This is a genomic window from Larkinella rosea (assembly GCF_003858635.1).
Classification (GTDB): Bacteria; Bacteroidota; Bacteroidia; order Cytophagales; family Spirosomataceae; genus Larkinella; species Larkinella rosea.
Window position 1 is genome coordinate 587,656 of record NZ_RQJO01000007.1, and the last position, 14,915, is coordinate 602,570.

9 protein-coding genes are annotated in these 14,915 nt (G+C 52.7%); 5 read left to right on the top strand and 4 right to left on the bottom strand.

Annotation, left to right across the window (positions count from 1 at the left end; genetic code table 11):
- Nucleotides 1–74: 74 nt before the first annotated feature.
- Both EHT25_RS02720 and EHT25_RS02725 read left to right on the top strand, forming a co-directional pair.
- Nucleotides 75–2,153: a CehA/McbA family metallohydrolase domain-containing protein gene (locus EHT25_RS02720; protein WP_124870290.1), complete on the top strand. Its 2,079-nt coding sequence runs from the start codon at nucleotides 75–77 to the stop codon at nucleotides 2,151–2,153.
- 117 nt (nucleotides 2,154–2,270) lie between these two features.
- On the top strand, nucleotides 2,271–4,022 hold the full coding sequence (locus tag EHT25_RS02725) for an alpha-L-rhamnosidase-related protein (RefSeq protein ID WP_124870293.1): 1,752 nt from the start codon (nucleotides 2,271–2,273) through the stop codon (nucleotides 4,020–4,022).
- Between the two features lie 201 nt (nucleotides 4,023–4,223).
- Here the strand turns inward: EHT25_RS02725 and EHT25_RS02730 are convergent, their stop codons facing one another.
- From EHT25_RS02730 to EHT25_RS02745, 4 genes are all read right to left on the bottom strand, one after another.
- A complete protein-coding gene (locus EHT25_RS02730; RefSeq protein ID WP_124870296.1) occupies nucleotides 4,224–5,063 on the bottom strand; it encodes a hypothetical protein in 840 nt (279 codons plus the stop codon).
- A gap of 112 nt (nucleotides 5,064–5,175) precedes the next feature.
- Entirely contained in the window at nucleotides 5,176–7,413 is a 2,238-nt protein-coding gene (locus EHT25_RS02735; RefSeq protein WP_124870299.1) for a xanthine dehydrogenase family protein molybdopterin-binding subunit, read from the bottom strand.
- 77 nt (nucleotides 7,414–7,490) lie between these two features.
- Nucleotides 7,491–8,489 carry an FAD binding domain-containing protein gene (locus tag EHT25_RS02740; RefSeq protein ID WP_124870302.1) on the bottom strand — a complete coding sequence of 333 codons (999 nt, stop codon included), beginning with the start codon at nucleotides 8,487–8,489 and terminating at the stop codon, nucleotides 7,491–7,493.
- Nucleotides 8,486–9,115, bottom strand: a complete 630-nt coding sequence (locus tag EHT25_RS02745; protein WP_124870305.1) for a (2Fe-2S)-binding protein — start codon at nucleotides 9,113–9,115, stop codon at nucleotides 8,486–8,488. The genes EHT25_RS02740 and EHT25_RS02745 overlap by 4 nt, the downstream gene beginning before the upstream one ends.
- A 237-nt stretch (nucleotides 9,116–9,352) precedes the next feature.
- Between EHT25_RS02745 and EHT25_RS02750 the strand changes: the two genes are divergently transcribed.
- The 3 genes from EHT25_RS02750 (at nucleotide 9,353) to EHT25_RS02760 (ending at nucleotide 14,895) form a co-directional block, all read left to right on the top strand.
- Entirely contained in the window at nucleotides 9,353–10,390 is a 1,038-nt protein-coding gene (locus tag EHT25_RS02750; RefSeq protein WP_124870308.1) for a LacI family DNA-binding transcriptional regulator, read from the top strand.
- A gap of 72 nt (nucleotides 10,391–10,462) precedes the next feature.
- Entirely contained in the window at nucleotides 10,463–11,704 is a 1,242-nt protein-coding gene (locus EHT25_RS02755) for a mandelate racemase/muconate lactonizing enzyme family protein (protein WP_124870310.1), read from the top strand.
- Nucleotides 11,705–11,763: 59 nt separating this feature from the next.
- The gene (locus EHT25_RS02760; protein ID WP_124870313.1) at nucleotides 11,764–14,895 is read left to right on the top strand and encodes a SusC/RagA family TonB-linked outer membrane protein; all 3,132 of its coding nucleotides are present in this window, start codon (nucleotides 11,764–11,766) and stop codon (nucleotides 14,893–14,895) included.
- Nucleotides 14,896–14,915: the final 20 nt, after the last annotated feature.

Below are 14,915 nucleotides of genomic sequence, written 5' to 3' on the forward strand. Positions count from 1 at the left end.
TGCTTATAACGATCAATTCTGTCAAGTCCTTCATTGTACCCACGGTTTAATCCACAGCCCTATTCCACGCAAATATGAAAAAATACCTCTTCTGTCTGATTGCTTTTGCGGGGTCGGTTGCTCAGGCACAAATGCGGGTAAATCTGACCGGTTTTCAGAAACAAAACGGCACCACCGTCGTCAGCCAGGGCCATAATCTGGTGGTGAACTGGCCGGCAACTGCGACGGAAAAAGGGAAGCTGGTGATTAATCTGGAAAAAGAAAAACCGCTTTTCAACAGCATTCAGCTCTCGCAGCAGGGGGCGTTCAAAGAGATCGCCAAAGCGCTCGACCCGGCGTTTGTGCTGACCGTAGGCAAACGGGATTTGATTTCCCAGAATGGCTGGAACATCTTTTTCGACAAGACGAACAAGCTGCCCCACAAGTCGTACGCCGTTGCGTTGGACAAACGGAGCGCGAGCGTCACGACCGTCGGAACCCGCACCGTCGTCCGGATTTCCGAAGTTCAGGCAGCTACGTTCAAGGGCGACATTGAAATTACAGTGTACAACGGTAGCCCGCTGTTCAACGTGGCCGCCGTAATGGCGACAGAGGTGGATTCGACGGCCATTTTGTACGACGCCGGTCTGGTTACGAAAGTGCCGGTCTGGAAAAATATCGCGTGGTCGGATACTGAAAATAAGTTACAAAGTATTCCGGCCGATTTAAAAGAACCCAATAAGGCGCAGACGGTCAAATACCGCACCATCATCGGCGTCAGCAATCAGGGTAGCCTGGCGGTTTTTCCGGCGCCCCACCAGTATTTCTATCCGCTGGACGAAGCGTATAACCTGGATTTTACCTGGCACGGTTCGGGGTATCGCAGCCTCGTTCCGGATTTCGGGATCGGGATTCGGCAGGATCTGATGGGCGACCGGCGCTGGGTTCCCTGGGTCAATGCTCCGCCGAAAACCCGCCAGCGGCTCAACTTCTTCTGTCTGTTAAGCACCGGCGACCCAGGCAAAACGCTGGACGAAGTCAAGAAATTTACGCACAACGACAAGTACCCGACGGTGGCCGGTTACAAAACCATGTCGAGCCATTTTCACAATGAGTTCACGATGAGCGTGGTACTGGCAAACAAACCGATTCCCGAAAAACCGGCATTCGTAGATGTGTTCAAAAACGCGGGGGTCGACATCGTGCACCTGGCGGAATTCCACGGCCCCGGCCACCCCAAAGGTCCGGACAGCTTGCGACTGCGGGAATTGAAAGCCCTGTTTGAACAGTGTAAACGATTGTCTACCAAAGACTTTTTGTTGTTACCGGGCGAGGAGCCCAACAACTTTTTCGGTGGTCACTGGCTGGAGTTTTTCCCCAAACCGGTCTACTGGATCATGGCCCGAAAAGCGGAAATGCCCTTTGTGACGCAAGACCCGACCTATGGAAAAGTGTACCGGATTGCCGACAAAAACGATATGCTGAAGTTGCTGCAGCTGGAAAACGGCCTGGCCTGGACGGCCCACGCCCGCACGAAAGGCTCGACCGGGTATCCGGATAAATACAAGGAAGAGGAGTTTTTTAAATCCGATCATTTCTTCGGGGCCGCCTGGAAAAACATTCCGGCCGATTTGTCGGAACCGCGCCTAAGCCGCCGGGTGCTGGATTTGATGGACGATATGGCGAATTGGGGCCACAAAAAACACGTCATCGCCGAGTCGGATATTTTTACAATGGAACCGGAAAATGAAACCTACGCCCACCTCAACGTCAACTATTTGCAGTTGGATAAATTGCCGGATTTCAGTCAGGGCTGGCAGCCGATTCTGGATGCAATGAAGCAGGGTAAATTTTTCGTGACCACCGGCGAGGTGCTGTTCCCGGCGTTTTCAGTGAACGGAAAAGGTGCCGGTGAAACCATAAAACTGCCGGAAGACGGAAAAACCGCCATCGCGCTGGACGTGGACTGGACCTTCCCGCTGACGTTTGCCGAAATCGTTTCCGGCGACGGCAAAGCGGTTTTCCGCGAGCGAATCGACCTGACCAAAACGCTGCCGTTTGGCAAGCAGAAATTCACGTTCAACACCAACCTGAAAGGCAAAAAATGGGTGCGCGTGGAAGTCTGGGATGCCGCTGTGAATGGCGCGTTTACGCAGCAGGTGTGGTTGGAGTGAATGACCATTGACGATGGACCATTGACGATGGTCGGCGATCGATGGTCAGCCGCCCATCGTCCATGTTTACCAATTATTTTTGTTCCTTAATTTGAAAAATGCCCTTAAGTAAGTACCATGAAAAAAACGTATACCTTCCTTTTCCTTTTTTGCTTTATTCTGAAAGGGTTTTCGCAGGCCCAGCTTCCGCCCATTTTTGAAACCGCGCGCGCCCAGCAGGCGCAGTCGGAAGCCACGGTTCGGCGGTTTTTGTCGCCCGTTCGCATTTTGTGGCAAACCGGAACCATTCGCAATGCCGAACGACTGCTGAAAACCGGGAACGGTCAGGCCGATCTGTCGGGGAAAGACCTGTGTTCGCTGAAAAGCGACGGGAATGGCAAACCGAGTCTGCTGCTCGATTTTGGGCGGGAATTGCACGGCGGTTTGCAGATCGTGACGGGGCAGTGGAAAGAAAGCAAACCGATTACGGTGCGCATCCGGTTCGGCGAATCGGCCAGTGAAGCCATGTCGACCATCGAACCAAAACAGAACGCGACCAACGACCACGCCATTCGGGATCTGACGGTGCAGGTACCGTGGCTGGGCAAACTCGAAATCGGGAATACCGGTTTTCGTTTCGTACGCATCGATCTCGTGGATGGCGATACGGAACTGTTATTGAAAGAGTTACGCGCGATTTTTGTTTTTCGGGATATTCCGTACCTTGGCTCGTTTCACTCCAGCGACGACCTACTGAACAAAATCTGGGCGACCGGAGCCTACACCGTGCACCTCAACATGCAGGACTACCTCTGGGACGGCATCAAGCGCGACCGGCTGGTGTGGGTAGGGGATATGCACCCCGAAGTCGCGACCATCAATGCGGTTTTTGGGTACAACGAAGTGGTGCCGAAAAGCCTGGATCTGGCGCGCGACATCACGCCCTTGCCCGGTTGGATGAACGGCATCAGTACGTATTCGATGTGGTGGATTCTGATTCAGAAAGACTGGTATCAGCACAATGGGAAGCTCGATTACCTGAAACAGCAGCAGCCGTATCTGGTGAAACTGGTGGATCTGCTGGTTCAGAAAATTGACGATAAAAATAGCGAAAAACTGGACGGAACGCGGTTTCTGGATTGGCCGTCGAGCGAAAATCCGAAGGGGATTCACGCCGGTTTGCAGGCGATGATGGTGCTTTCGCTGAATGCCGCCGGGGAGTTGAGCCGCATGTTGAACGATCCGGCAACGGCCAAAAAATGCACGGACGCCGTTGCCCGGCTGAAGCAATACGTTCCTGACCCGAACAACTCCAAGCAGGGCGCAGCATTGCTTGCGCTATCGGGTCTGGTGCCCGCCGAAAAAGCCAACAGAGAAGTGCTGGCCGTTAACGGTGCCCACAACTTTTCGACCTTTTACGGTTATTACATGCTGCAGGCGCAGGCCCAGGCCGGAGAATACAAAACCGCTCTGGCTAACATCCGCGAGTTCTGGGGCGGCATGCTCAAGCTGGGTGCTACCACGTTCTGGGAGGACTTTAACCTGGATTGGGTGAAGAATTCGGGTCGTATCGATGAGCTGGTGAAGGAAGGGCAGAAAGACATCCACGGCGATTGCGGGGCCTACTGTTACGTCGGTTTCCGGCACAGTCTGGCACACGGCTGGGCGTCCGGCCCGACACCCTGGCTGACGGAACACGTGCTGGGCATCAAGGTGGTGGAGCCTGGTTGCAAAGCCATCAAAATTGAGCCGCATCTCGAAGATTTGACGTTTGCCGAAGGCACCTTTCCGACGCCGTACGGAATCGTCAAAGTGAAACACACCAAACTGGCCAGCGGTAAAATTCAGTCGGAGGTGTCGGGGCCGAAGGAGGTTCGGATTATTCGCTGAGGGGAAATTTGACAGAATCGTTCCTTTCTGCCATTTAAAGTAGGTTCTAACCGTGATTAGCCGCGTAGCGACAGAATGTTTGTAGCCCATAGTCAATGCATCCCACAATTTAGATCGCTACGCGACCATTGTAAAATAAATAGACTTTATTTTCTACAAACATTCTGTCGCCACGCGGCTAAAAAGATTCTTTGCAAGATATCAATCGCAGTCCGCCAGCATAAACGTATTCACGCGTTTGTTGCTTCCTTCTTCAATCGTCTGGGAGGTGACAATATTATGCTTGTTTTTAACGAGGTTGGTGATCTGATACGATTTGGCTAAAACCGGTTTGCCGGTTTTGTCGAAGGAATAGGAGTCGTATTTTTTTAGATTGTACGTCCGCCAGGGAATCAGGTTGAAGAAGTCGAAAACAAGCCCCCGGTTAGCCAGAAGCGATTCGGCACTTTGGCTGGTTTTATCGACGGAAATGTTATCATAATCCAGTTTTACGCCGTCGTCCAAGTAATAATACTTGAAATTTTCGTCGGCATCGTACGTATACGTTTTTTCAAACGAAGTCTGACTCCGATCGGCTGGTTCACAAAGTAGTCGGGTGATTCGTCCCGCGGCATCGTACGTGAGCGAGGTGGTAAAATAGACTTCCTCGCCAACCATATCCCGAACCTGAGTCAGTTTGCCGTTCGTCCAGCGGCATTCCATTCTGTTCCCGATTGACCATTTGCTTATCTCGTCAGGGGATTTCCCGTCAATTGTAATTTTTGCTCCCGTAATCTGCTGGTTGCTATTGTACTCGGGCTGATAGATAATAGTGTGTTTTCCAGTGGATTCTGTAAAGTTGATCGTCCATTTACTGACAAACCCGGCCGCGTTGTATTCGTATAGCTGCCTGGTGCCGTTGCCCCGGTCGACTTCCGTTAGTTTGCAACTCGTAGCCGGATCGGGCGGGCCAATTTCGGTTTTTTTGCAGTTGGTAACGCTCAGTGCCGCAAGGCCGATCAGCAGGCTGGCGACTGCTTTTTTTAGGGAATACATTCGCATGGATGGTGTGAGTTGTGTTGGTGAACACAAACCTACATCCCGTCATGTGAACCCGTCGAACCCGTTTATGCGAACGGCCAAAACCGTTATTTGAATGAGCTGATCGCTGATGTCACACCAGCTTATCCACTGTGATTGGCAATTGCCGAACCCGCTTTCCCGTCGCGTGAAAAACCGCGTTGGCCACCGCAGCCGCCACCCCAACAATGGCGATTTCGCCCAGCCCTTTGGAGCCAATCGGGTTCACGTACACATCCGGCTGGTCGACGTAATACACTTCAATTTGTGGAATGTCGGCGTGAACGGGGATGTGGTAACCGGCAAAATCGGTATTGATATATCGCCCAAACCGGTGATCCATCACGGATTCTTCCATCAATGCCATGCCGATTCCGCCCACAATGCCGCCGATGGACTGGCTGCGGGCGGTTTTGTAATTGATGATTTTGCCAACGTCCGCACAGGTCACTACCCGCGAAACGCGCACCTCATCCGTCAGCGGATTCACCTGTACCTCCACGAAATGACAGCCAAACGAATACATGGAGTACTGGTCGCGCTCCGGCCCCGGTTTTGATTCTTCCGTAACCTCCACCTGCGGAAGCTGGTGGTATTTTAAAATATCCGCGTAAGAAATACTCGCTGAAGGATTCGCTGTCGGAAAAATCCGACCGGTTTTTGCGGTGATGTCTTCAAAACGGCTATTGGCCAGTGGCGAATTGGGCATTGCAGCTGCCAGCGTCAGCAGCTTTTTCTTCAGGGCTTCACAGGCTACGTGAACGGCGGAACCGACGCTCGTGATGGTCGCCGAACCATTCTGGCCGGGTGCGTCGGGCAAGCTGGAATCGCCCAGGTCAAACCGGATTTTGTTCGGACTCACGCCCAGCATTTTCGCGGCAATCTGCGTCATGGCCGTACCAGTCCCGGGCCCAATGTCCATCGTGGCACTCTGCATCACTACCGAACCGTCGGTCCGCATCACGGCTTTTGCTTTGGAAGGATGGCGGTGAAAACCGTACAGACTCGACGCCATACCGTAACCCACCAACAGGCCATTGGCTTGCATCGAACGCGGTTCGGATGTCCGTTTATCCCAGCCGAATCGTTCGGCACCGGTGCGGTAGCATTCCTTCAGCGTTTTGGCCGACCACGGCAAATTTCGCTCGGGATCGGTGTCGGCATGGTTCCGGATCCGGAACTCCAGCGGGTCGATTTTAAGTTCGTGGGCCATTTCGTCGAGGGCCGACTCCAGGGCAAACATGCCCGTCGCATCGCCGGGGCCGCGCATCCAGGTCGGCGTGTTGACATCCAGGTTGAGCAGGCGGTAACGGGTCGACACATTGGGGCAGGCATACATTGCCCGCGTCGCCAGAATTGTGCGTTCCAGGTGTTCTTCGTAGGTGGACGTCTGACCGATTCCTTCGTGTGTAATGGCTGTTAACTTACCGTCGCTGGAAGCGCCAATTGCTATTTTTTGTACCGTAAAGGGGCGGGACCCAACCGACATTTGCATCAATTCACGGCCTAGAACCAATTTCACGGGCCGTTTTACTTTTTTTGCCGCCAGAACAGCAGCAATGGTGTGTGGCCAAACCCGGATGCCCGATCCGAAGGCCCCGCCAATAAACGGTGAATTGACCTGCACATTTTCGCGCGGTAGCTTAAACGCCGATGCCAGGTTTCCTTGTGCCGATTTAACCCCCTGATTTTTATCGTAAATCGTCAGTTTGTCGTCGGTTTCCCAAACCGCAATGATCGCGTGGGGCTCCAATGGCTGGTGATGCTGCGTCGGAAAAACGTAGGTGGATTCGAGTTTAACGTCAGCGGTTTTGATCGCGTCGGGATTGCCCCGGTCATAGTCCTGAAAAGGCGACGTTTTGTTGCGCTGAACACTCAGCGCAACGGCGGCTTTCGATACGTTCGCTTCGAAATCCGTTTGGTGTTTCTCTGTCTGGTAATTGACCTGGGCCAGCGAAGCAGCATGCCGGGCCTGCTCCAGCGTTTGGGCAACCACCACCGCAACGGGCTGGCCGCTGAAATAAACGAAATCGTCGTAAAACACCCGAAGAGCCGTTCCGATGGGCGCCCGTTCGGCCGGTTGTTTGACGGGCGGGTAGCCTGGGACGCCGGGAGAGTTCAAATGACTGATGACGGCAAGCACACCCGGCACCGACTCGGCTAATTTAAAATCCAACCCGGTAATTCGACCTTTGGCAATCGTGCTCGTGACCAAAACCGCATGCGCCAGATTCTCCAACGGATATTCCGCCGAATAGGTAGCGGTTCCCGTCACTTTCAGTCGGCCATCGACGCGATCTAAGGAGGGCTCGGGTAATTTGGCGTTGAACATGAAAGTTAGATTTACGGTTTAAATGTTCTTGGTTGTAATGGTCTTGAATTCAATCTGTTATCAGCGATTTTCTGACTTTAAACCAGAGCTGCCGCAGATTTTAGGGCCTGAACGATGGCGTTTGGGACTAATTTCAACTTATAAGCATTGTGTGCAAACGCTTTCGCGCTTGGCATGGCCAGTTCGGCGGCTTTCTGAAAGGTGGTTTCGGAAACCGGCTGGCCAACCAGCGCTTTTTCGGCTTCGAACAACCGCCAGGGTTTATGAGCAACCCCACCCAGGGCGAGTCGCGCGGCTTTGATGCGGTTATTTTCGAGGTCGAGGGCGGCCGCCACGGAAACCAGGGCAAAGGCGTACGACGCCCGGTCACGGATCTTCAAATAATGGACGTGTTTCGTGAAAACCGCATCCGGTATTTCAACTGCAAGAATCAACTCGTCTTTTTCGAGGTTCGCATCCAGGTCGGGGCTGTTGCCTGGCAGCCGATGAAAGTCACCAAATGCAATCCGACGTTCCCCTTTCGTACCGACGACCAAAACCGTTGCATCCAACGCCGATAGCGCGACGCAAAAATCACTCGGATGAACGGCAATACAGCTTTGAGCCGGGTCGTTTTCGCTAAGGCCAAAAATGGCGTGCGTGCGGTTGATGCCTTCCAGTGCCCCGCAACCCGTTCCCGGTTTTCGCTTGTTACACGGGAAAACCGGGTCATAAAAATAGGGGCAGCGCGTTCGCTGGAGAATGTTGCCGCCAACGGTCGCCATATTGCGCAGTTGACCCGATGCGCCCGCGTTCAGGGCCTGAGCCAGCAACGGGTGGTTTTCGAGAACCAACCTGTGCTGAGCGACTTCGCTGTTAAGCGCCAGGGCACCGATGCGGAGAAAACCGGTTTTTTTCTCAATCTTTTTGAGCGGTAACCCATTAATATCGACCAGTTTTTCGGGACTGACGATGCCACGCTTCATCAAATCGATGAGGTTGGTGCCACCCGCTATATAGCGGGCGTTGGGGTTGGAAGCCACGGCTTCGATGGCGTCCTTCAACCGGGTGGGGCGGATATACTGGAACGGTTTCATACAGGATCACCACCGGTTTTGACGTCCAGAATGGCTTTCACGATGTTTGGATAAGCCCCACACCGGCACAGGTTGCCGCTCATGTATTCCTGAATTTCCGCTTCGGAACTGGCATGTCCTTCGCGGATGCACGAAACCGCCGACATTAGCTGGCCGGGGGTGCAATACCCGCATTGAAAACCGTCGTGTTTGATGAAGGCTTCCTGCAGGGGATGCAGTTGAGTGCCGTTCGAAAGCCCTTCCACCGTGGTGATTTTTCTACCCTGTTGCATGACCGCAAAACTTAGGCAGGACAACGTCCGCTGCCCGTCGATGTGAACGGTGCAGGCACCACACTGGCCAAAATCGCAGCCTTTTTTAGTGCCCGTGAGGCCGAGTTGTTCGCGGAGTAAATCAAGAAGTGTGCTCCGGGGATCAATGGAAAGCCGCCGTTGGGTACCGTTGATGGTGAGCGCTATTTTTACTTTGTCCGCCGGATCGATGGGCGTATCCAATTCCGCAGCTTGTAGAAAGGAGACGGGCGCAAAAGTTAATCCGGCAATGGCCAGCGATTGCTTCAGAAAAAAACGACGGTCTTCCTGGTGATCGTCGCCCGGGCGAGAGACTCCGTCTGGAAATTCGTCCATCCTCAATTTCAGGTTTAGGAAAAAGTGTGATTAACCAAAGGTAGCAACAAACTTGATGGGAACACGGATTGAACGGATGAAAAGGATCAGAACGGATTTTAACGTACGAATCCGTTGCATCCGTTCAATCCGCATTTCGATCCAAATTCAAATAATAAAACTAAATAAAAAAAATATACCATTTTGTTTTTTGTTTAATCGATTAAACATACATTTGAAACACCCGTAACTGCACGCATGAACAAGAAGAAAGTTTCCCTGAAGGACATCGCTGAAAAAGCCCAGGTTTCTACGGCCCTGGTATCCTATGTGCTGAACGGGAAAGAAAAAGAAAGTCGGGTGGGGCACGAGATTGCCGTCAAGATCAAGCAGATTGCCAAGGAACTGAATTACCAGCCGAATTACCTGGCGAAAAGCCTGCGGAGTGGAAAAACCCAAACGATCGGGTTGATCATTGCCGATATTTCGAACCCGTTTTTTGCCAATATTGCCCGAATCGTGGAAGACGAAGCCAAGAAAAATGGCTACACGGTGATCATCGGGAGTTCGGACGAGACGGCTGAGAAATCCTGGGATTTGATTACGGTTTTTCTGAACCGGCAGGTTGACGGTTTTATCATCGTTTCGTCGGAAAATACGGAAGAACAGATTCAGTACCTGCTGGAGCGAAATGTGCCGTTTGTGTTGCTGGACCGGCATTTTCCCGAAATACCCACGGATTTTGTCTCATTGAATAGTTTCAAAGCGGCTTATGATGCGGGTTCGCATCTGGTCCGGGGCGGATATAAAAACATCGGGCTGATTGCCTATAAATCACAGCTTTTTCACATGCAGGAGCGAATCCGGGGCTACCGGTTTTCGCTGGAAGATAACCAGATTCCGTTTCGCCCGGAATGGCTGAAAGAAGTCGGGTTCAACACCATTGAAGAGGAAATAAAAGTCGGCATCGACGACATGCTGGCTTCCGGATTTGCCGTGGACGCCCTGATTTTTGCGACGTATCGATTGGCTATAACGGGTTTGAAATACATCAATTCATTGGGCCTGAAAGTTCCGGATGATCTGGCTATTGTCAGTTTTGGTCAGGCCGAAGCATTCGATTTATACTATTGCCCGATTACGTATGTGTTGCAACCCATGGAAGAGTTGGGGAAAACCGCGGTCGAAATTCTCATTCAAAAACTGAAAAAACCGGATAGCAATAAGAAACAAATTCTGATGGAAGCGAAGCTGATGGCCCGGAATTCGTCCCGACCCAAAGCATCGGTTTTCTAATGGTTATTATTTTTACCAAGTGCTTAATCGTTTAAACAAGTCCCATTCCCTTTCCACTTTAACCTGGATTCTATGTTACGACGAAATTTTCTAAAATCTGCGGTGCTTGGCTCCGGGGCCGTGCTAACCGGTTTTCCATTTTTGAGTGAAGCGGCTATTCCTAAACTGAAGATTACCAAAATCCGGTATTACGCGGCTCCCGGCTACAACAAACCGCTTTTCAATCAGGCCCGGGGGATTGTTGAAATTGAAACCGACGGCGGGATTGTCGGTGTTGGCGAGGGTGGTTCGAAAGACATGATCGAGCAATGCGCCCAAATGATGATTGGTGAAAACCCGTTCCGCATCGAGCACATCTGGCAGAATCTGTACCGGGGGATGTTTTACCCGCCCGGCCGCGAGAAACTGCACGCGCAGGGCGCGCTGGACATGGCGCTCTGGGACCTGAAAGGCAAGGCAATGGGGGTTCCGGTGTACGAATTACTCGGGGGAGCTACCCGCGATTATGTCGAATGTTACGCGACCGGTTTTCGGGCGTCGAAAGCGACCACGGAAGAAGGCCGGGCGCAGGATTGCATCAAGGCGGGATTGCGAGCCTACCGGATCGGGCCCACCGGCGGAAACGGTCCTGAACCGTTTGATTTTTACGATAACGCCAAGAAAACCATTGAGTTGTGCAAGCGCATCGATGGCGCGGTGGGCGGTGGCGGCAAGTGGGCCATCGATTTACACACCCGGTTTGACACGACGGAGGGCATCAAAATCTGCAAGGCACTCGAATCACTGGAACCGTATTTTGTGGAAGACATTGTGCGTTCCGAAAACCCGGATGTGTACAAAACCGTACGCCAGATGACCAACGTGCCGATTGCCGTGGGCGAACAATTCGGCGACCGCTGGGACAGCAACACCTTCATCGAGCAGCACCTGATCGATTACACCCGCTTCACGATTCCGAATACCGGCGGTATTTCCGAGTTCAAGAAACTGGCTTCGATGTGTGAAACGCATTACGTGGGCATGATTCCGCATTTTACCGGTCCGCTGGCTACGGCGACGCTGGTTCACGTACTCGGTTCGAGCAGCCCGATGCGCTGTCTGATGGAACTCGGTGGAGGAGAACCCGAACGACCGCCCTACTTCAACGACGATTACATCAATTTCAAGAACGGCAAATTATACCTCAATCCGGAACCGGGGCTGGGCGTCAAATTTGATCCGAAGAAAGCCACATTTGTCCTGGAAGTCGCGGAAAAAACGAAGTTTCCGCACCCGATCCTGAAAGCACCGGATGGCTCGATCCATAACTGGTAATTCAGGTGCGTTTGCTTGTATTGTCCATCTCTCACTTCATAAATCATCCTATTCCCGACATGAAAAAACTTGTAAAAATCCTTGTACTGCTGTTAGTAGGGCATGGCTTCGGCTTTGCCCAGAATAACCGAATAACCGGTAAGGTTACGGGTTCCGACAACAAAGCCCTGCCCGGCGTGAACGTACTGGTGAGCGGTTCCACGCTGGGCACGGTGGCCGACGCCGACGGTAATTACGCGATCAATGCACCGGCAAATGCGTCGCTGGTGTTTTCCTACATCAGCTACATCAGCCAAACCGTGGCGGTTAACGGTCGTTCGGTGATCAATGTGCAGTTACTGGAAGATACCAAGAACCTGAACGAAGTGGTCGTAACGGCGCTCGGGATCAAACGCGAATCCAAAACGCTGGGGTATGCCACGGCGACGGTCAACGCCGACCAGATTTCGACCAACCGCAGCCCGAACCTGATGACCGGTTTACAGGGTAAAATGGCGGGGGTCAACATTTCCACGATGTCGACCGGGCCGGGCGGAAGTTCTAAAATCCGGATTCGCGGGCAGTCGTCGTTCAGCGGGCAGAACAATCCGCTGATTGTGATCAACGGGGTGCCGGTCGATAACTCCAACTACGCCATCGGCGGAAATTACGGTGCGCGTTCGGCCAACAACTCCGACGGGGGCGACGGTTTGTCCAGCATCAACCCCGACGACATTGAAACCATGACGGTTTTGAAAGGGGCCACGGCGGCAGCCTTGTACGGTTCGCGCGCGAAGGACGGCGTGGTGATGATCACGACTAAAAACCGGGGTGCGGGCAAAGGATTCGGCGTGGAATACAACACCAACTTCACGACCGACACACCCCTGGATTTCACGGATTTTCAGTATGAATACGGACAGGGCGAAGGAGGCATTCGGCCAACTGCGCCCAACCCGACCTCGGGGGTCTGGAGTTTTGGAGAGAAATTCCAGCCAGGCATGACGCAGGTTCTGTTTGGTGGAGAAACGTATCCGTACGAGCCGGTGCGCAACCGCGTTCGGCAGTTCTACAACGTTGGAACCAACTTCACGAATACGCTAACCGTCTCTAATAACGGCGATAACGGCGGTTTCAGCTTGTCGTTTTCGAACACCGACAACAAAGCCATCACGCCCAATTCGGACTTTAACCGCAAAACGATCAACATTGGGTTTACGCAGAATATCAATAAAAACCTGGTGGCATCGGGGAATGTCAATTACTCCAACGAATATAACCGCAACCCGACGCAGCTCAATGCCCAGGATTTTGCGACGCCAACGGTGGTGATGACGCTGGCCAATTCGATGCCGTTTGAAGCGCTGAAGAAGAATCAGGTGCTGCCCAATGGCGATGAATTTGTATTCTCCCGGTTTCTGGTGCGGAACAACCCGTATTATTCCGTCAATTACCACTTTGAAAACATCAAGCGCGACCGGCTGTTTGGCAACGTGGCGCTGAAATACCAGTTCACGAAATGGCTGTATTTGCAGGGACGACTGGCGCAGGATTTGTATACCCGGAATCAGGATTACAACATTCCGAACGGCTACGCGCCGATTGCCAAAGCGCCGGCAGGTTACGTAAACGGGTCGTATACGCAGGATGTCCGGAAGTTTGTGGAGCGAAATTATGACTTCATCCTGGGCGGAAATCACACCTTCGGAAACATTGGGGTCGATGTGACACTGGGTGGAAATCAGCGGTTTGTGCGCATGGACTACAACAGCGTAACGGTGCAGGATTTTGTGCAACCGGGCCTGTATACGGTTATGAACGGCCGCGTGAAAAACCCGCTGTACAGCTTATCGGAACGGAAAATCAATTCGTTGTACGCAGCTGCGACCATCTCCTACAAAGAGTTTTTATACCTGAACGCGACGGCCCGGAACGACTGGTTTTCAACGCTTTCACCCGAAAACCGGAGTATTCTCTACCCGTCCGTTACCGGAAGTTTTGTGTTCTCGCAAGCCTTCAGCAACCTGCCCACCTGGCTGACATTTGGTAAAATCCGGGCGGCTTACGCGCAGGTGGGCGACGACAACGTGAGTCCATACTCGAACGCATTGTTTTACGCGGTCAACAACAACAACTTCCCGACGCCTACGGGCCAGCTGGTTCCGGTAGGTGGGATCAACGCGTCGTCGGTGCCTAACCGCAACCTGCGACCCCTGCGGGTTTCGGAAGCTGAAGCGGGCGTCGAACTGAAGTTCTTCAATAACCGTCTGGGCTTGGACTTTACCTATTACCGGAAAATTACGGAAGACCAGATTCTGGCGACGCAGGTTTCGGATGCATCGGCGTATACCAACAAACTGATCAACGTCGGCAAAAGTATGAACAAAGGGATCGAGTTGTTGCTGACCGGTTCTCCGGTGAACACGGCAAATTTCCGGTGGGATGTCAGCGCAAACGTTGCCTATAACACCTCCGAAGTGTTGACCCTGGGGCTGGGCGTGGCGGATACAATGATTACCGTCGGCGGATCGGGCGGGAGTACGCTGCGGCAGGTGGTCGGCAAACCGATCGGTCAATTGTTCACCTTCAACTACTTACGTGATGCCCAGGGTCGGCAGGTGTTCGACAAGGGCAGCGGACGGCCCTTGCGCAACGACACGCCGGTGAACGTTGGCAATGCATTGCCCAAATATTTTGGCGGTTTTACCAATACCTTCAATTACAAAGGAATAACCCTTTCGGCGCTGATCGATTTCAAACTGGGTTTCAAGATGATCGGTGGGCAGAACATGAATTATTTGCGCCACGGTTTGCACAAAAAGACACTGGACGGTCGGGCAGAAGGATACGTCATCGGCAAAGGTGTCAATCCGGACGGCGAAGTAAACACCACGCGGTCGGCGGTTCAGCCCTTTTACGAAACGCCCAACGTGCTCGGTATTTACGAGGACTTTATCTACAACGCCGGTTTCTGGAAACTGCGCCAGATTACGCTCGGGTACGATTTTACGAAGCTGTTGCCGCAGAAGTTTTTCATCAAGGGCATTCGCCTGAGCGCGGTAGCCAACAACGTGGCGGTTTTGAAAAAATGGACCGAAAACATGGACCCGGAAATGGTGAACAATGCGTCGGATAATGCCGCCGGTCTGGATTTCTGGCCGAGCTTGCCACCGACCCGCAGCATGGGTTTCAACCTGAACATCAAGTTTTAGTCTGTTGAACTTTCCTTAAA